An 18,851-nucleotide genomic window follows, 5' to 3' on the forward strand; every position below is an offset into this window, starting at 1 on the left:
TGTACTTCACCTACTCCATTTCAAAAAAATTTATTCACTTTGTTTATGACAATCCTCATCAAAAACATACTATCTAATACTACCACTAATCGTAATAGATTGGCAGTGGCGAGTCAAAAAATTCTGCGGAAAAAACAGGTAACGCTATATATTACCTGCTTTTACAACAGACAAACCGTATCTTATATATGACGAAAAATTAAAAACGGGAGTTACATAAAAATGTAACTCCCAGTTAAAAATTATTGGTTTAAGGCCTGCTGGCGCAATGCATCAGCTTTATCGGTACGTTCCCATGGGAGGTCAACGTCTGTGCGGCCGAAATGCCCATAGGCAGCTGTCTGCTTATAAATCGGCCTGCGCAGGTCAAGCATCCTGATGATCCCTGCCGGACGAAGGTCAAAGTTTTTACTGACGACATCAATCAAGACATCCTCGGTAACCTTGCCAGTGCCGAATGTATCCACAGAGATCGAGACCGGGCGGGCTACGCCAATCGCGTATGCAAGCTGGACTTCCACTTTTTCAGCAAGTCCTGCAGCGACGATGTTTTTTGCAACATAGCGCGCTGCATATGCAGCAGAACGGTCAACCTTTGTCGGATCCTTGCCGGAGAACGCTCCTCCACCGTGGCGGGCATATCCTCCATATGTGTCGACAATGATTTTCCGGCCCGTCAGCCCGGCATCCCCTTGAGGTCCGCCAATGACGAACCGGCCTGTCGGGTTAATGAAATATTTAGTATTCTCATCAATCAGTTCCGCAGGGACGACCGGGTTGATGACGTGCTCCTTCAGGTTGCGCTGAATCTGCTCAAGAGAGATTTCAGGGTGGTGCTGGGTAGAGATGACAATTGTATCAATCCGTACAGGCTTGTCATTTTCGTCATATTCAACAGTCACCTGAGTCTTTCCATCCGGGCGGAGGTATGGCAGGATTTCTTCCTTACGCACCTCAGTCAAACGGCGGGAAAGCTTATGGGCCAATGAGATTGGCAATGGCATTAGTTCTTTTGTTTCATTGCAGGCAAAACCGAACATGAGCCCCTGATCCCCGGCACCAATCGCTTCGATTTGTTCGTCGGTCATTTGGCCTTCCCGGGCCTCAAGCGCCTGGTCTACCCCCATCGCGATATCAGGCGATTGTTCATCAATAGAAGTCAAAACCGCACATGTTTCTGCGTCGAAACCGTACTTGGCACGTGTGTAGCCAATATTTTTGACTGTCTTCCGGACAATTTTTGGGATATCTACGTATGTAGAAGTCGTGATTTCTCCCGCCACCAGCACGAGGCCAGTAGTGACAGAAGTTTCTGCAGCAACACGGGCATTTGCATCCTTCGCTAAAATGGCATCCAGGATTGCATCAGAGATCTGGTCACAAATTTTGTCCGGATGGCCTTCCGTCACTGATTCAGAAGTGAACAAACGGCGTCTTGTCGACATTGATTTTCCTCCTCATTTATAAAATAACAAGAGGTTATCACATGGCTAAACCTCAGATTGATACGGTACTCATTCCCTATGTAGTATGAAATAAACGCAGAGTTTTTATTAGAAAAATTGACGCAATCGTTGTATTTCCACAGAGCTGCTTCATGTCCATCCTGCCCATGAAGCAAGGAAAACAGAAGTAACTGCGTTTACGTTCAGACGCTATACTTTTCTTATGCCATTTACAAAAAGATTCGTACTCAGAAAACAGCAAAAAACCTTTCCAGTCTGAGGAAAGGTGTAAAAATCAAATTCGCGCCTTTCGCTCTTATCGTTCAAGGACTTCCACCTTGCGTCAGGTTAGCACCTTTGCCTCGGCAATGACCAGGAATCACGGTTGAATCTGCAGTCATATGCAATGTTGGCAGGTTGCTGGGTTTCATAGGGCCTGTCCCTCCACCAGCTCGGGATAAGAGAGTATCCGTTCAAAACAAAATCATATCGGACAGAAACATTACTGTCAATGATTTTGTCTATAACTTTCATAGCGCACAGCTTCCGTCGTCGCATTTCCTCCGCAAAATTCTGTGCCTGTTCCTGGCAATCCAGCGATAGGCAGGGTTCCCGAGCAACGGCACAAGAGGTAAATATAACAGCAGCCCGGGGAAAAATGTCAGAGGTGAAAGGATCATCAGCTTTCTGGCTGCATAGAAGCCCTTTAACACACGGCCGCCTGAAGTAATGATATGAAGCTCTTTTCTCAGCTCGGCCTTGTCGAATGTCGGTCTTTGAACGTTCAATCCATAAGCAGGCTGTGTGCTGTTCTTCTCATACTCCTGTAATGATATCCAATCCACCGCACTAAACCAGTCAAGTTTTTTAAACGTTTTTTTGGTCTCCCTGCATAAACTGCAGGTATTATCAAAAAGGGCAGTCGTTTTCAAATTGACCATTCCTATCAAAAAAATTCTTATATTCATTTATATTTTATCATATTTATTTTATTCAACAGGAAGGCAGACGCTAAAAGTTGATTTATAACCTTTCTATTCTACCTTAACAAGGATATTTGTGGACCTAGAGTCGATTAGAACCTTTCTATTCTGCCTTTACAAGAGTTTGTGTGGACCTAGAGTCGATTAGAGCCTTTCTATTCTACCTTAACAAGGATTTTTGTGGACCTAGAGTCGATTAGAGCCTTTCTATTCGACCTTTACAAGAGTTTGTGTGGACCTAAAGGAGATAAGAGCCTTTCTATTCGACCTTTACAAGGGTTTGTGTGGACCTGGAGTCGATTAGAGCCTTTCTAATCTACCTTACAAGGGTTTGTGTGGACCTAAAGGCGATTAGAGCCTTTCTATTCGACCTTTACAAGGGTTTTTGTTGCTCTATAGTCGATTACCAACCTGACTATTCGCCCATAACAAGCAATTGTTTCTTCCGGTTAAAGGGATAAAGTGTGTGCACGTCCATTAAAAAGGAAGAAATACATATATATCGAACAAATAGTATAGATTAATTGTTTAATTGTGTTATACTAATTTCAGGATGCAAAGTCTGCCAAACATTATTTTGAAAGGGAAGGTATTCGCAGATGGGTTATATAAGTGTGATGAGCGATATAAGCGAGTTATTGTCGGGAAACAATGTTCATACTCAACTGTCTGTTCCCCAGCTTGTTGAAAAGGTTCTGACTCGAAACGAGGGTTTGTTGACCTCGACCGGGGCCGTAGGTGCTGCGACAGGAAAATATACAGGACGTTCTCCGAAGGACAAATACATTGTCAATGAAGCTTCAGTAAGGGATAAAATTGACTGGGGACCAGTTAACCAGCCAATCCCGGAAGAAGTATTCACGAATTTATACAATAAAGTTTTACAATATTTAAAGGAAAAAGAAGAGTTGTATGTATTTAAGGGATTCGCAGGCGCAGATAAGAAATTCCGGCTGCCCATTCAGATTATTAATGAGTATGCATGGCATAATTTATTTGCCCATCAGCTTTTCATCCGCCCAAATGAAGAAGAGCTGCTGAGCCATAATGCCGAGTTTACTGTCATTTCCGCCCCAAATTTCAAAGCGGACCCTGCTGTTGACGGGACAAAATCAGAAACATTCATCATGATTTCATTTGAACGCCGTACAGTCCTTATCGGGGGGACTGAATACGCAGGTGAAATGAAGAAGTCCATCTTTTCTGTCATGAATTATCTTCTTCCCGAGAGCGGCATATTATCCATGCACTGTTCAGCAAACGTAGGCCGTGAAGGGGATGTTGCCCTTTTCTTCGGATTGTCAGGAACCGGGAAAACGACGCTTTCTGCAGATTCTCACCGCCGCTTGATAGGTGATGACGAACACGGCTGGTCGGCAAATGGAGTTTTTAATATTGAAGGTGGCTGCTATGCAAAATGCATTAATTTGTCTAAAGATAAAGAACCGCAAATTTATAATGCAATCCGCTTCGGGTCAGTACTTGAAAATGTAGTCATCAATAATGAAACGAGGGTCGTAGACTATCATGACAGCACCCTTACCGAGAATACCCGGGCTGCCTACGCGATCCAGGCGATTGACAATATTGTGGATCCAAGCATTGCCGGACACCCGAATACGATTATTTTTTTGACAGCGGACGCATTTGGAGTCCTCCCCCCAATCGCGAGGCTGACAAAAGAACAGGCGATGTACCACTTCTTGAGCGGATACACATCGAAGCTGGCAGGGACAGAACGCGGCATCACTTCACCGCAGGCGACGTTCTCCACATGCTTTGGCTCGCCATTCCTGCCCCTTCCTGCAACCCGTTACGCCGAAATGCTTGGCACCAAAATTGATGAGCACGGCGCACGTGTCTACCTTGTCAACACAGGCTGGACGGGAGGCGAGTATGGAGTCGGCAGCCGCATGAAGCTCGCATACACTCGTGCAATGATACATGCCGCCCTTGAAGGAGAGCTAAACAATGTTGAAACAGTCAAAGATGAGATTTTCGGCTTAAATATACCTTTACATGTACCAGGTGTCCCAGATGATGTGCTCCAGCCTGCAAGAACGTGGCCGGACGAGAATGCCTACAAAGCAAAAGCACACGAGCTTGCTGCCGCATTCAGGGAGAACTTCAAGAAGTTCACAAACGTTCCAGCGGACATTATGGCCAAAGGCGGCCCAATCGTATAACAAGCAAAAAGGCAATTGCCAATCTAACTGGCAATTGCCTTTTTGTTTTAACCCGGTAAATCTAATCGAAGATATCAACCGCAGTAGACTCTCCCAGTACAGTCATTCTCCATGTGCCAGGGGCATCGACCGAAAACCCGCCTTTATAAAGGGTAGAGTCGGCAAACTCTGATTCTTTTTTAAATATATATGTTTGTTCTTTAATCGGATTGTCACTGTTCCACCATTTAACTTCGATTTGTTCCGGCAATCCTGTTTGCTGGACATCCAGGTAGATGTCTTCAAACGTTCCCGGATGGAGGTCCTCCTGGGAAATGAGAAGCGTTGAAACAGCGGTGTTCACATATGGCTCTTTAACATGGACTGAAAATTCAGCGAACTTTTCTTTCGCAAAGCTGAATGATAGAATCCAGGTACCGCTCTTTGGAATGGGCTGAAAAGATGTTACTGCATGGGCATCGGAACCGTAACGTTTTGAGCCAAGTTGGGCATGTGCCAAAAGTTTAGTGATTCCCGTATCTACGTGAGTTGCTTCAATTTTCAAAGGATTTTTCAGCAGTTTTTTTTCTTCTCCCCATGCAAATACCAACATTTTAGCAGTATTGCGTTTATCTTCGGCAACCCATTCAAACGGATCCATTACCGCAATTTTTCCGGGGATTCCAACCACGTCCAGGCTGCTTTCAGGATGTTCTTTATCATGCAGTGTGAAACGTTCAGCAGGCGTTGCTTTAATTCCAGGTTCAGCATAATTGTGGCCCGGGCCAGATCCTTTTGCCCCCTGCCTTATTTGTTCCCCAGTGCCGCCCTGATTCTGGTCAAGCTGCGAGAAAAATAATACGGGGACAAGCAGCAATGCCAACATGGCTGCGGCAGCCGGCAGCATTGGTTTCCAGCCGTACTTTTTTTTCGTTCTTGCCTTTCGCAAGGAAACAATGATCCTGTTTTTCTGTTCAAAGCTTAAGCCATGCTTCTGAAATTCTCCTAATCTGTCAAGCAATTGTTTATCCGATATATTCGCCACGAGGTTCTCTCCCTTCCAATAATTTGTTAAGCTTTTGGACTGCCCGGTGGAAGGTCACGTTCACTTTATTCGGTGTCCACCCCAGCACTTCAGCTGTTTCTTTTGAGCTCAACTCGGAAATCCCCCTCAAAATAACAACATCTCGCTGTTGCGGTTTTAACTGATTAATCGCATCATACAGAGCCGCATTTGCCTCCTGCCGGATAAGTTTCTCAGGAGTTGGGATGCTTGTTTCCTCGGAATCCTTCCCAATCCTCTCTTTCAGTTTTTGCCAGACACTTTTCTTCCGGAAATGATCAATCGCCGTATTCCGTGCGATCGAAATAAGCCAGGTTTTCGGGTTGGCCTCTTTTTTGTACTGGCTGTGGTGCTGAAACGCCCTAAGGAAAGTTTCCTGAACCATGTCTTCAACATCTGGTGATCCAGTATAATAAACGAGATAATTCGTGATATCTTTTTCAAATTGGTGAAACCATTCTTCAATTTGCCGGCCGGCTTCCATCCAGTCCACCCTCCTTTTACGAATAAGACGGATGACGTTCAATTTTCATTACAACTCATGCACCCTTTTTTAGAAAAGGCAAGAAAAAAAGCAGAACACCGTTGTGCCCTGCCTAATTGGTTGAATTTAAAGATATCAGCTGATAAGTCAGAACGGTGGCATTTTCGGCCCATTCTACCTTTTTAATCACTGCCGTCCCGCTAGAATCGCCCTCGATGGTCTTTTTAACGTCAATCGGGATATCAATCGGGTAAAGCCTGTAGCCATCCTTTTTTAAAGTAAAATAATTATTATCCAGCCGATTTTCCCTGCCTTTTGTCACGATCATTGTATTTAGCTCTAAAGGCATTCCCATAGCCAAATCGCCCCTTCTTGTTTCCTTAACTTTATATTATCATTCTTCTGCCTGTGTTTTCATCCAAATCGTCAAATCCTCCGCAACTTTTCGGTTGATTGCCGGCGGAAAATAATGCGTAAATTCCTCAAAGTACCAGCTTGCAACGGGCTTGTCCAATTCCTTCAGCCTTTTCTCAAGCCGGTAGGCATGCTCAACTGAGACATTTTCATCCCTCACTCCATGAATGATCAGCACCGGCGCTTTCAGGTCTTCCAAATTGAAAAGGGGAGTCCTGGCCTTATACAGGTCGGGAACTTTGATGGGGGTCCCTCCAATCACCCGTTTCATCATCCGCCTCAGGTCTTTTCGTTCAACATAGGTTAAAAACATATCGCTGACCCCGCCCCATGTAACAACCGATGCAGCATCCGGGTACTCGATTCCAGTAAACAAAGCCATTACCCCGCCGCGTGAAAACCCGAACACATGGACCTTTTCCACGCCTGGGTATTTGCGAAGCAGTTCGAATCCTGCAAAGGCGTCACGACGGTCTTCCCCGGCGAAGTCCTCGTTCCCCTCTCCCCCCTGGTTCCCACGATAAAAGGGTGCAAATACGATAAAACCTTCCACGGCAAATTGGGCGATTCGCGCGGGCCTGACCCTGCCAACATTTTTTATCCCTCCGCGCAAATACAGAAAGCCGTGGTGTGCCGTTCCTGATACCGGCCTTGCGAGCATTCCCTTTACTTTTAACCCCCCCGCTATGTAAGTCACGACAATAAGTTCAACCTCCGGATTTGGGGAGGGAAATCTTTGTGTTGAAATAATCTCGCCGTCCATCTGTGCCTCGTCTCCTTTTTTTATCAATTTTATATCGAACTGGGCATTCACACATTTTTCTCTATGTCATACGATATCATAAGCCAATTACCAGGCTGATTAATATAATAGTTTGATTAAGGAGGATTTCAAATGAAAAAGTGGCTAAAAAGCAGCATCACCCTGTTAGCTGCGCTAATTCTTACCATACCGCTCGCGGCGTGCGGCAAAGAAGAAATCCAGAAAGTCCGCATTGCTGAAGTTACTCGCTCGATTTTTTATGCCCCCCAATATGTTGCCCTTGAAAAAGGATTTTTTGAGGATGAGGGTTTAAAAGTTGAGCTTAAGACAACATGGGGCGGCGACAAAACAATGACGGCCCTCTTGTCGAACGGGGCGGATGTTGCGCTCGTCGGATCGGAAACCTCCATTTATGTATATGCCCAGGGTTCCAATGACCCTGTACTTAACTTTGCCCAGCTCACCCAGACAGACGGCACTTTCCTTGTCGCCAGGAATAAGATTGACAATTTCTCATGGGACCAGCTGAACGGAAAAACGTTCCTGGGACAGCGCAAAGGCGGAATGCCACAGATGGCCGGTGAATTCGTTTTGAAAAAACATGGCATCGACCCTCACGCAGACCTGAACCTTATCCAAAATGTTGATTTCGCAAATATTCCGAACGCATTTGCATTCAGGTGCAAAATACACTACTTATAAAAAAGCGGAGCACCTATTTTATAGATGTTTCCGCTTCATTTTGCTGTAAACATTCTTGGAGTGTTAAATTAAAGGTTATGTTCACTTCTTCCTTACCCAAATGTACCTTATCAATGATCCTGGAAAGCATAGCCTTCTTTAAATCATCATCTGCATTATCAAACTTGGTTTCCCAATTATTTAATTCATTTACCATATAGTTTACATCAGAATAGTTTTCCCTTTCGTTCTCCATTTCTTCTATCAAACTATTCATTCTGTCGGTAGTTTGCTTTATCTTTTTCTCTACCCCTCCAATAGCCACTGATAGCTGTTGTGGAGTAAAATCACTGTCACCAACTAATGATTTTGCAATTTCTCCATTTAACTTTTCAAGTTGATTATTGAATGTATAGAGTTCCCTTTCTAAGTTCCTAAGATTCCGCTCCTTCTGTTTAATAATTGTTTTCTTTTGATTAATTGAACCAGCAATAAATGCGTTGAGGTCTAGTTGTGATAACACTTGCTTAACTTGCCTGATAATAATGGTATCGTACTTGTTTGCCCCCCAAATATTTTGGTCATGATTACAGTTCAATCTCCCCTTATTAAGTGGACATCTATAGCGGTACACAATGCTTTTATAATAATCATCTACACCTTTATATTTATTTGTTCGATATAGATAATTTCCGCTTAATTTTGCCCCACAATATTTACAAAAAGCTAACCCTGAAAACATTAGCTTTCCTACTAGCGGTATTTCTGACTTATCTTGTTCGTTCAATTTCCTTTTTCTCTTATTGCGAATGTGTTCCGCTTGTTTGAATAAATCATCTGTTACTATCCTTAATTTCTCATTATAAGGTTGGGTATCTCCTTCTTCGCCATTAAACCCTTCATACCGTTTCGTGCCGATATAAATTGGATTAGTTAAAATCCTCTGAATTGTACTAACCCCAAATATTTTACCATCTCTATTTCGATACCCGTTGGAATTTAGATAGTCAACGATTTTTCGATATCCCATATGTCTGTCTACATATAAACCAAAAATCAGCTTTATGATTTCTGACTCTTCATCATCAATGGCTAATTCCTTTATATGCCTATCCTTATTTTTCCAATGCATTTGGTCTGTTTCAATTATCTTATAACCGATTGGGGCTGGTCCACCTTGAAAATACCCCTGTGCACTAAGCTGCTTTTTAGCTTCTCTAACTCGAATTGATGTTTTTTTACTTTCGCCTGATGACTGCCAAAAGCGAATAAAATTCACTAAAATATCGGAATGGTCTTCAATTTTAGATTGACCTTCATTAACAGACCAAACCTCTATACCCTGCTCAATTAAAAATTGAACTACAAAAGGTGTTTCATCTTCACGTCTACCCAAACGGTCATACATAAAGACTAGTAAAACATCAAATTCCCCCTTTATAGCACCTTCTCTAATTACATTTAATTCATCCCTTTCATCTGCTTTTTTAGACCATCCTGATATACCCCTTTCATAAAATTCATTTGTTATTTGCCAATCTTCCTTTGTCCTCACAAATTCATGACAGGCATTTCTTTGCACTGGAATATCATCATCTGTATTTACTTGTTTCTTAGTTGATACTCGATAAAGACTCCATACACGTTTCATCAAATATACACCTCATTTTTTCACCTGTATCACTTGCCTGTCATTATAACACAAAAAAATAGAATATCATGACGATATTCCCGAAAAGAATTTTCTAAGTCCTTCCTTTGCCTTTTCGTTTTTCTCCTTATTCTTTGTAAATGTCAAGTTCACCTTGACTTTATTATTTGATTTATCAATTAAGTAGTCATATTCGGTATCTGTTTTGTGTATATATTTGGTTTTACCAAATACAATTTCCTTCAACCGTTCCCCACTTTCGTTTCTTATCATGCCCTCACCCCGATGTTGTGGATTAATAAAGTGTATTTCCACAAGAACATTAATATTAGTAGCCTTCAACTCAACCAAGGAACTACTCTTTACCTCCTAGTAATCGCTTTATGCAGGGAATTAGTTGCGATAATTTTTAGGGGGAAATTTTTAGGGGGAATTTGTGATCGATGTATATTTAGAGGTAATACAGCAGTAAAACAAACACATCAAACTAGTATTGTGGAAAACAATGATAATAAAGTTCATTGTAAAAAATCAAATTATGGAAAAGGAAGGGATACATTTTCCATAATGTTCAATACGTTACTTATCACTCTTGTAACTTCTATTGTTTTAGTCTTCCCCTCCCTTGTTGGATTTTTACAGTCTTATATCGGCTTTACTGAAGCTATCATTCGTAGGTTTATTGGGAGAGTGATTTGGTAAATGAATGTATGAATTGCAGTAAAAAGTGGATAGCAGGTAAGAAGTAAAATATAATACTTGTAAAATTCCCACCACAATAATATTTTTACAAAGAGAAAGGAAAATCCCAGGTGCGACTTTAGGAGCACCATGGAGAAGAACGACCGAAGGGAGTTCTTCGAACATCTAAAGATAAAAGTACACTTAGTAATATTATTCTCCGTTCGCTTCGCTCACTTCGGGGGCTTCGTACCTCGCCCCTATATCACCATTCATTATTTTTTAGTACGTTGACTAAGGTTAAAAAACATCTAAAGATAAAGAGGGACTTCATGTATCTAAAACGCTTCAACCATTGGTACTATTGGTTTTATAGAACTTTCCAACCCTGTTAATTGGTGCAGTTTATACCTGGTATATTGGATAATAGGTGCACTGTGTGCCTTATTGTTATGTGTACAGGTACTTTATTCTCAAAAAAAGGACTGAAATTCAGTCCTTAATTTTTATAATTCTTCTGTTTGCACTGAGTTGATGTGCCATAAACATACCACGTAAAGTATTGAATTGTTCTTTATTACCATCATTTGCTTGCCGGTACATTAAATCAGGGTGTATATAGTAAAGTACATTACCGTTACTATAGGTGGTCATGACTAACCCCTTTTGCCTAAGTTGTTTAACTAGAGGTGTAATATTATCCACGTCATAGTTAATAGCAATCGCTAACTCTTTTCTGTTCATGGATCGAATTTTCTGCTCGTCTGTTTCATCGGGATTATGTGCAAGAACGCATGTATTATAGTGGAAGTACGGAAGGACTTTATATAAAAAGCCTAGCTGTTCCAGTCTTAAATCCTCCACTACCTCACGTAGTTTATTTGTAAGCAACTTAGTAAAGTAGCTTTTCCTAGTAATTCTTCCCATGACATGAAAGTGTTCATTTATGTAAAAGAATTTAGTTCGCCCCACCTTTACCGCTTTAAGTATCGAAAGAAATTCAAGCCGTTTTACAATCTCTACAGTTTGCCTTTTACTCTTACCAAGGATATTTTGAATACCAAGCTGTTTTAAAGGCTTTCCATCCTTTTGTAAAAGACCATCAGCATTTAGTTTCATGTACAGTAATAATTTCATCACCCCTCCACTTTCAGTAAGTGAAAGATGTTGTGTAACATCTTTAATGGAGTCGTGGTAGCAACTTACATAAGGTCTGTTGCCCCTTAATTTGTATTTTTCTAGGTATTTTATTTTTAGGTATTGCTCTTGCTGTTCGTGGGTTCTATAAAAGGCTATTTCTCCTTTTACTTCGCCTGTGTTAGGGTTTATTGCAATTAATTCCATAGTAAATCCTCCTTAGTTTTTTAAAAAAGCTAATGCTTATCTAGTTATCGAAATGAAAAGCTTATAAGTTGCTAATTTATGATCTGGAAAATAAAAAACCGCACCAATGAAAATTGCTTAATGCAAAATCCTGGTACGGTTGTATGTTGACAACTGGAAGTGAGCAAACTTCTATGCTGATAAAACTTCTTCAATTTCTGTTTCAGTAACCCCACGGTTAAGCAGAAATTCAACAAGGGACTGAACATTTACACTGTAACCGTATTTAGTATTTCGTGACTGATAACCTACTTCTATTCGTTGGGCTTTTTCTAGTTGTCGACGTTGCAAATACCCTAAAACTGCATTTTCAGTGAACGAAATGTTAAAGTGATTCAATATTCTGCTAGCTCGTTCCACAGAAACACTATCAATTTTCACTATCATCTTTAACACCACCATTCTGTAACCATTTTATTACTTCCGCTTTATTGAACCGTACGGAGTTACCTACTTTTACACGCCCTGGGATTACCCCATTTCTGGATAATGTATATGTTGTTTGCTCACTCATATCCAGTAATTTTGATAATGAGCGTACTGTTATAAACTCTTTTTCCATATCGTCATACCCTCCAAATTGTGTTATTTCTTCTTCAGACACAAACATTATAAGAAATAGGTTTATATAATTAACAGATACCGGTATAAATTCAACTAATAAAATATAAAAAAATAAATAATATTAAAATCCTTTGAGATGTGCGTACATGAAAAGAATTTTTTAGGCAAGTTGAGCGAGCGTATGTATAGTTATCACCTGTAAAAATGGTTGTATCTAACTTTTATTGGATCTGGTAGTTTTAGGTCATACGTTTTAAACTAATTGTACGTCTTGATATTTTGAAAAATTTTTATACGGAGCGGATAAGCATTACACAAAATCTTTCTGTCAAAAGTGAATGATTCGGTACCGGGTATGGTCTTTTCTAATAAAACAAAAAAGAGTAGTATTTAACTACTCAATTCGTCTGCTGTCGTTAACTCATATGTAATTGGTTTTATGTGAGACAATTTACTTCGCCCACAGTTTTCTTTTGGCTCTGATTAGGGTACTTTTAGATATTCCTGTTAAATCCTCCACCTGCTTGTATGAATGGCTCTCTAGCAGCTTTAAAGCGTGCTCAATTTGTTTTTTTGTGAACTTATTAGGTCTTCCCTCTCTAAAGTCATCACGCTGTCTAGCCATAGCCTTACCCTCTTGTGTACGTTCTACAATCATATCCCTCTCAAACTCTGCAAAACCGCTCATTATAGTGAATATCAACTTGCCTGTTGGGGTATTCTCAATCAATCCCATGTTTAATATATGAACCTTTACTCCCTTATCAAATAATCCTCTAATAACCTGTATAGCGTCACCCGCTGAACGTGCAAACCGATCTAATCTTGTAACAACAATAGTGTCACCTTCATTTACTATCGAGAGTAACTCTTGAAACTGAGGTCTATCGGTTTTAGTTCCAGTAAACTTCTCACTATATATCTGTTCACAGCCTTCATTTTCTAATATGTGAATTTGTCCATCTAAGTCTTGTCCAAATGTCGATACCCTTGCATATCCGTATTTCATGAAAACCCCGCCTTTTATATGTACTTTATAAATATATTTATGGCACTAAGTTATGACACCTTTAATTACCTTGATAATACCGTGTCATCATATCAGCGTCAATACTTTTAAGTTATGACACCAGCAGAACCCCTTAATGAAAATTCACAAAGGATTCTCTTGTATAAAACAGATAAATCCTTCTCTTAAAAAAACAAAAAAGCCGGCCATTTACTACTAAACTCAAACATTAGTCATACCTGTATTCAAAAGCAAAAAAACTTGCTATTATAATAATCTAGTAGCATTTATTATATTCGAAAGATTAATAAGCAGGTGAAATTGAATGAAATCAGTAGAGATATGTGCCGGCGCAGGAGGTCAAGCATTAGGTTTAGCCATTGCTGGTTTTCATCATGTAGCGTTAGTAGAAAACGATAAAAATGCATGTGAAACCCTGAGATATAACCGTCCGGAATGGAATGTATTAGAACAAAATTTAGAGGATTTTAAAGGTGAACCCTATAAAGGTGTTGAACTATTAGCTGGAGGTGTTCCTTGCCAGCCATTTTCAAATGCAGGGCTCCAATTAGGCAGTGAAGACGAAAGGGATCTTATTCCGGAAGCTCTTAGACTAGTAGCTGAAATTAAACCAAAAGCTGTTATGTTAGAAAATGTAAAAGGGCTATTAGACAAAAAATTTGAAGATTACCGACAATACATTTTATGGCAACTTGAGCAACTCGGATACATAGGCGAGTGGCGCCTAATTAATTCATCTGATTATGGCGTTCCCCAGACAAGACCTCGATCGATTTTAATTGTAATGAAGCCCGAAATATTCAAACATTTTCAATGGCCAGAAAATGTAGGTGATCAGTCTTCCACGGTTGGAGAAACTCTAGTAGATTTGATGGGAGCAAATGGGTGGAAACAAGCAAAAGAATGGGCTGTAAAAGCTAATGGGATAGCACCTACGATAGTTGGAGGATCCAAAAAACATGGTGGAGCCGATTTAGGACCCACCGGAGCAAAAAAAAGATGGGTCGTTCTAGGTGTTGATGGAAAAGGGATAGCAAATGAAGCACCAGATCAAGATTTCGAAGGTATGCCAAGATTAACAAATAATATGGTAGCCCGCATACAAGGCTTTCCCGACTCTTGGCGTTTTGCAGGTAAGAAAACACCTGCTTACAGACAAATCGGAAATGCATTCCCACCGCCAGTAGCTCAGGCTTTAGGAGTTCAAATCAAAAATGCAATATTAAAAGCTGAGCAACTGAAGAAAAGTAAAAGAAAGGTGTTATTTAAACATGACCAACAAACCAAAACGTTCAGAGTTAGAGTTGGAACGTAAAAGATACCACGCAGAACTTCTCAACTCTGTCCTGACCATTAATTCAGATGGTGTACCAAGTAATGCAGATAAAGGAAACCGTCTATCTGTATTAATTGCTGCAGGAATTGCAGACCTTCTTGAATCCAGTACCGGAGAAAGATTGGCAGGTCAAACTAGTGGAAGTAAATTTGAAACCATCAATACAGAATTTATTATTAACACTTTCAAGATGATGGGACACATTCGCCCTGGTGAATGGGAAGTTAGGAAAATTGGAAACAATAGTAGAATGGGAATTGCTGAATTTGAACAATACTCCCACTTAGCAGACCTTACAGTAATTGCTAAAGAAAATCCAGTCTTGGCTGCAGCCATTGGGAGAGACTATACCATAACGCCAGATACTATTATTTCGCGAAAGCCATTGACAGACGCAGAAATAAATACTTATTCCCAAATTGTAGATAGTAGCATTGCAAAATACACCCCTTTACGAGAGGTAAATAACCAACACCCAATTTTACATGCTAGCATTTCTTCAAAATGGACAATCCGATCAGATAGAAGTCAAAACAGCCGTTCTGAAGCGCTGAACTTAATTAGAAACAGAAAGGGTAAACTTCCTCACATCGTTGTAATAACAGGAGAGCCGTTACCTAGCAGATTAGCTTCCATAGCACTTGGAACAGGTGACATTGACTGCGTTTACCATTTCGCCCTACATGAATTAATGCAAGCTGTAGCTAATTGTGGAGCATTAGACGCTTTGGAAATGTTAAATATAATGATTAATGGAAAAAGATTGAAAGACATTTCCGACTTACCTTTAGACCTCAGCATATAAAAATTCTATTTTATTGCATGTTTTTAAACGATAAGTCCACAAAAACCTTCGCTATAATCGTGAAAGATTCATCATTTTCTTTAAGGATACATATAAAAAGGGCAGTTAGCGAACTGTCTCTTTTTTTGTTCATATATCAGGGCTAAATCGACATCGTTCCAGAAATTTACGACAGTTTTATTACGTCCTATTGTTTACTTATTACCATCCCATTACTTGTGAGGTCTAGAGGTGTTATTTTTTCGAATCGTACATATATTGTTATCAATAAGAGAAACGAGGGTAGAGGTAGATACCTAACGGAACTTGAAGCGTTAACAGTATTAATACGTTGGGAATTAAGCTAAGAAAGTAAGTCATACCTGATAAAAGGCTTAAAGGTGGGATAATAATGTTTATCAAACTATCCTTAACAGAGCTCGATTTATTAAAGGAACATAACTTGGCGCTACCAATCTCTCGTTGGGAGACCCCAGAAAAAGCTGAGGCATATTACTCCAGTATGGATGGAGATTACATTGTCTATGAAGAGGATGTAAAGAAACTTAGATCAGCTTATTCAACACCGTTTAGGGTTTATATGATTAAAAAAATGCTGACAGAGTAGTCAGCATTCATTAGTCTAGTCTTCTAAAGCCTTTGAGATTCTAAAATATCGTTTATCCAGTGCGTCTTTTCCACCTTCCATTACATCACATACTGCTTCTCGGACATTACTGTTTTGCAAAGCCCCATTCAATTGTTTTTGTATTTGTCCACCAGCAAAATTCATTTGAACAATATTTTCTGCTGCACCATTAACTGGGATATTCGGATTATGGGTAATAACAATCACTTGTTGTTTCGTTTTGAATGTTCTCAAACCTGTCACAACCAGATCCGATATTCTTTTTGTATCAAGATCCTCTTCTGGTTGATCGATGATGATTGGTGAATCATCTAATAATAACATTAAGGATAACATAGCAGCCGTACGTTGACCGGCGGACCCTGTCTCAATGTCCTCTTCTTTCTTGTTGGGATTCACCAATTTCAATGTTATTTTATCTTCTGGATACCAAATAATCATTCTATCAATGTCTTCTGGTGTAGTATTTTTTAGACCAACTAAATGTCTGACAAATAGTTTTCCATAACCTTTTGTGTCAGTTTCATTCACAGATTGAATTTTTTTAACAATACTTTTCCTTAATTTCCATGGATCGGCAGATTCCATCAGTTCAACTAACAATCCTTTTTGAGGCCTATTATCGTCATCACGTTCAAGAATATCTTTGGCATATTCATGACCGGATTTCCGAATAATACTTCTAAATGATTCTTCCGCATTTTCTACATTACCCATCACTTTTAAGTACATTTTAATATTTGGATTTGTACCTACCCATTGATTAATTATGTCTGATCTTTTTTTTCTTAATTCTTTTTCATGTGAGTCAATTTGCTTGAAAATCTTTTTTGATTCCTCTTTTTGAATTTCATATTGCCCTTCAAGCGTTGATATCTCTGCGATTTTTTTCTCAAGGTCCGTCTTTCTTGCTACAAATTCACTGTAGGCATTCGGATTTTTTTCGCCAGTTGCCTCTAACTTTTTAACAAAATCATCATAATTTTTTTCATAGGTCAATCGAACTTGTTGCCATGGAATCTCTCCAATTGATTTTCGAATTTGCGCGTTGAACTGTTCAAAGTTAGTCAGTACTTGATTCATACTGTTCATAAGGACTTCAAACTGGTCTGCTTGTTCTTTTAGACTTTTTAGCGAATCATGATCCAAAGATTTAAACTCATCTCTAACAAATAGGGATTTAGGAGCTTCTTCAATGACACTTTTCAAGTGTAGATAATAATTTTCGATGGATTGAACGTCCTGATTTAATTTCTGATTAACAATTTGCGAATTTTGATATTCATCTAGGAGATCTTTATGTCCAGATTCCTCATATATCTTCATTTTTGCCTTCACATCATCAAGTTCCGTTTGGATATTGCCTTTAGCATTAATTTTCGTTAATAAATCCCTAAGTTTCGCTCGAATTTGCAACCAGTTCTTACACAACCTATCTTTTTCTTCCATCCATCCTACTTTATCTAATTGTTGGTCTATAATACTTAATATGTAATTGGGATCTTCAGTTAATGAATATAGATGTTTTTGACTAAAAATTCTCAATGGAAATCTAGTGTCAATGTTACTGCTTTCTTCCTTCTTTTCCCATATCCCGGATTCATTTTGGTGTTCTTCGATTATTTTATTATCTTTCCAAGTTAATGCAATGTGTCGACCATCTTTTTGCATTTCCACTCTAATCGTTGTTTCTTTCGTTAACATACCAGCCTTACCACGTTCTTTAGGGACTTTTCGAAACTCTAGAAATTCTTCATTTAATTTTGGCGGTAGTCCAGTGGTTTTATCAAAAGGAAGTCTCATATATTCAATAAGACTCGATTTTCCTGACCCTCTCCCGCCTATAATTGCGTTAAGCCAAGGGCTCAGGTTTACCTTTAATGGATTTTTCCCTCTTCCAGCTTTGGCACCATTAGCTATCTCAATTGATTCGATAAAAAAGCGTTTATTTACCTCGTTGGGATTTACAGAAGTTAAATCATATCTAATTATACCGTCTTCACCATCGTGTAGTGCTAGTCTTAAAGCCTCTAAATTAGGGAGTTCCATTTTAACCCACGTGTAACATGATCCAACAGATTCAGGATGATGACTATCTGACCCTGCAATTTCTGTAAAACTCAACTTCATGTCGTTATAAATTTGAGGCTTTACGAATTTTGGGTCGCATACCTGCATGGCTAATAACCCATTTGCGCTTAAACATTTTTTTAAGGAATTACCTTCCTCCTCCTCAAACAGACCACGTGTACTATCAACATGAGCAGGTATCGCTATTCCTTTCATTTGATGAATGATATCAACAACTTCATTGAAAGATTTATTAGTACAATCATCAGAATCCCCGTTAGTTCCTCCATATTCACATTTGCTTAATAAGTTACTGATTTGTATGGACGATTGAGAAGGATCAAATATAGCTAATAAATGAATATTTCCATGTACGGTAATTTCTACTCCAGGAAAAATGGTTATTTCCCTAAAGCCTTCTACATTCTCTTCTCTCATTGAATTTAATTCTTGTTTTAGTGTGTCAATCCATTCCCCTGAATTATGGTCCGTTACAGCAACACAATCGATATGCATTGCCATATGATCTAATAACCATTCACGAGGTGTACGGCTTTTAAGTGTATTTTGGTTGGGACCTTTTCCATAATCAATTGAGATAGGCGTATGGGTATGAAAGTCAAATTTCCACCATTTTGCTCCATGATAAATCACTAAATTCCACCCCTTGTAAACTTTAGATTTATTACTTCGAATAGTTCGACA

17 protein-coding genes, 1 pseudogene and 1 riboswitch are annotated in these 18,851 nt (G+C 39.5%); of the genes and pseudogenes, 5 read left to right on the top strand and 13 right to left on the bottom strand.

Annotated elements, in window-relative coordinates:
• Positions 1-242: 242 nt before the first annotated feature.
• Entirely contained in the window at positions 243-1,445 is a 1,203-nt protein-coding gene (gene metK / locus CVD19_RS06400) for a methionine adenosyltransferase (RefSeq protein ID WP_101581027.1), read from the bottom strand.
• Positions 1,446-1,758: 313 nt separating this feature from the next.
• A riboswitch (SAM riboswitch) is annotated at positions 1,759-1,909 on the bottom strand.
• A gap of 66 nt (positions 1,910-1,975) precedes the next feature.
• Positions 1,976-2,413 carry a thiol-disulfide oxidoreductase DCC family protein gene (locus CVD19_RS06405; RefSeq protein WP_257985049.1) on the bottom strand — a complete coding sequence of 146 codons (438 nt, stop codon included), beginning with the start codon at positions 2,411-2,413 and terminating at the stop codon, positions 1,976-1,978.
• Between the two features lie 614 nt (positions 2,414-3,027).
• Between CVD19_RS06405 and pckA the strand changes: the two genes are divergently transcribed.
• Positions 3,028-4,614: a phosphoenolpyruvate carboxykinase (ATP) gene (pckA, locus tag CVD19_RS06410; RefSeq protein ID WP_101581029.1), complete on the top strand. Its 1,587-nt coding sequence runs from the start codon at positions 3,028-3,030 to the stop codon at positions 4,612-4,614.
• 61 nt (positions 4,615-4,675) lie between these two features.
• Here the strand turns inward: pckA and CVD19_RS06415 are convergent, their stop codons facing one another.
• From CVD19_RS06415 to CVD19_RS06430, 4 genes are all read right to left on the bottom strand, one after another.
• Positions 4,676-5,638 carry a hypothetical protein gene (locus CVD19_RS06415; protein ID WP_101581030.1) on the bottom strand — a complete coding sequence of 321 codons (963 nt, stop codon included), beginning with the start codon at positions 5,636-5,638 and terminating at the stop codon, positions 4,676-4,678.
• Positions 5,619-6,140, bottom strand: coding sequence for an RNA polymerase sigma factor (locus tag CVD19_RS06420; RefSeq protein ID WP_101581031.1), 522 nt, complete (start codon positions 6,138-6,140; stop codon positions 5,619-5,621). The genes CVD19_RS06415 and CVD19_RS06420 overlap by 20 nt, the downstream gene beginning before the upstream one ends.
• A gap of 112 nt (positions 6,141-6,252) precedes the next feature.
• The gene (locus tag CVD19_RS06425; RefSeq protein WP_101581032.1) at positions 6,253-6,495 is read right to left on the bottom strand and encodes a DUF2584 domain-containing protein; all 243 of its coding nucleotides are present in this window, start codon (positions 6,493-6,495) and stop codon (positions 6,253-6,255) included.
• 39 nt (positions 6,496-6,534) lie between these two features.
• Positions 6,535-7,317: an alpha/beta hydrolase family protein gene (locus CVD19_RS06430; protein WP_101581082.1), complete on the bottom strand. Its 783-nt coding sequence runs from the start codon at positions 7,315-7,317 to the stop codon at positions 6,535-6,537.
• Positions 7,318-7,449: 132 nt separating this feature from the next.
• Between CVD19_RS06430 and CVD19_RS06435 the strand changes: the two are divergent.
• Positions 7,450-7,992 (top strand): annotated as a pseudogene (locus CVD19_RS06435) (ABC transporter substrate-binding protein); the annotation flags it as partial.
• 40 nt (positions 7,993-8,032) lie between these two features.
• Here CVD19_RS06435 and CVD19_RS06440 read toward each other — a convergent pair.
• The 6 genes from CVD19_RS06440 to CVD19_RS06465 all read right to left on the bottom strand — a co-directional run bounded on the left by CVD19_RS06440 (position 8,033) and on the right by CVD19_RS06465 (position 13,286).
• A complete protein-coding gene (locus CVD19_RS06440; protein ID WP_101581033.1) occupies positions 8,033-9,649 on the bottom strand; it encodes a recombinase family protein in 1,617 nt (538 codons plus the stop codon).
• Between the two features lie 66 nt (positions 9,650-9,715).
• Positions 9,716-10,000 carry a hypothetical protein gene (locus CVD19_RS06445; RefSeq protein ID WP_257985050.1) on the bottom strand — a complete coding sequence of 95 codons (285 nt, stop codon included), beginning with the start codon at positions 9,998-10,000 and terminating at the stop codon, positions 9,716-9,718.
• An 822-nt stretch (positions 10,001-10,822) separates the two neighbouring features.
• Positions 10,823-11,674, bottom strand: coding sequence for a hypothetical protein (locus CVD19_RS06450; protein ID WP_101581034.1), 852 nt, complete (start codon positions 11,672-11,674; stop codon positions 10,823-10,825).
• Between the two features lie 171 nt (positions 11,675-11,845).
• Positions 11,846-12,100: a hypothetical protein gene (locus CVD19_RS06455; protein WP_101581035.1), complete on the bottom strand. Its 255-nt coding sequence runs from the start codon at positions 12,098-12,100 to the stop codon at positions 11,846-11,848.
• A complete protein-coding gene (locus CVD19_RS06460) occupies positions 12,084-12,275 on the bottom strand; it encodes a helix-turn-helix transcriptional regulator (RefSeq protein WP_180953544.1) in 192 nt (63 codons plus the stop codon). The genes CVD19_RS06455 and CVD19_RS06460 overlap by 17 nt, the downstream gene beginning before the upstream one ends.
• Before the next feature lie 453 nt (positions 12,276-12,728).
• Positions 12,729-13,286: a recombinase family protein gene (locus CVD19_RS06465; RefSeq protein WP_101581037.1), complete on the bottom strand. Its 558-nt coding sequence runs from the start codon at positions 13,284-13,286 to the stop codon at positions 12,729-12,731.
• 325 nt (positions 13,287-13,611) lie between these two features.
• On the opposite strand from CVD19_RS06465, the gene CVD19_RS06470 reads away from it, so the two are divergent.
• The 3 genes from CVD19_RS06470 (at position 13,612) to CVD19_RS06480 (ending at position 16,055) form a co-directional block, all read left to right on the top strand.
• Positions 13,612-14,622, top strand: coding sequence for a DNA cytosine methyltransferase (locus CVD19_RS06470; RefSeq protein WP_101581038.1), 1,011 nt, complete (start codon positions 13,612-13,614; stop codon positions 14,620-14,622).
• Complete coding sequence (locus CVD19_RS06475; RefSeq protein ID WP_101581039.1) at positions 14,579-15,448, top strand: NgoMIV family type II restriction endonuclease; 870 nt, start codon at positions 14,579-14,581, stop codon at positions 15,446-15,448. The genes CVD19_RS06470 and CVD19_RS06475 overlap by 44 nt, the downstream gene beginning before the upstream one ends.
• A 391-nt stretch (positions 15,449-15,839) precedes the next feature.
• Positions 15,840-16,055, top strand: coding sequence for a hypothetical protein (locus CVD19_RS06480; protein WP_101581040.1), 216 nt, complete (start codon positions 15,840-15,842; stop codon positions 16,053-16,055).
• 15 nt (positions 16,056-16,070) lie between these two features.
• Here the strand turns inward: CVD19_RS06480 and CVD19_RS06485 are convergent, their stop codons facing one another.
• Positions 16,071-18,800: a TrlF family AAA-like ATPase gene (locus CVD19_RS06485; RefSeq protein ID WP_101581041.1), complete on the bottom strand. Its 2,730-nt coding sequence runs from the start codon at positions 18,798-18,800 to the stop codon at positions 16,071-16,073.
• Positions 18,801-18,851 lie beyond the last annotated feature (51 nt).

It is taken from the genome of Bacillus sp. T33-2, assembly GCF_002860205.1.
Classification (GTDB): Bacteria; Bacillota; Bacilli; order Bacillales; family Cytobacillaceae; genus T33-2.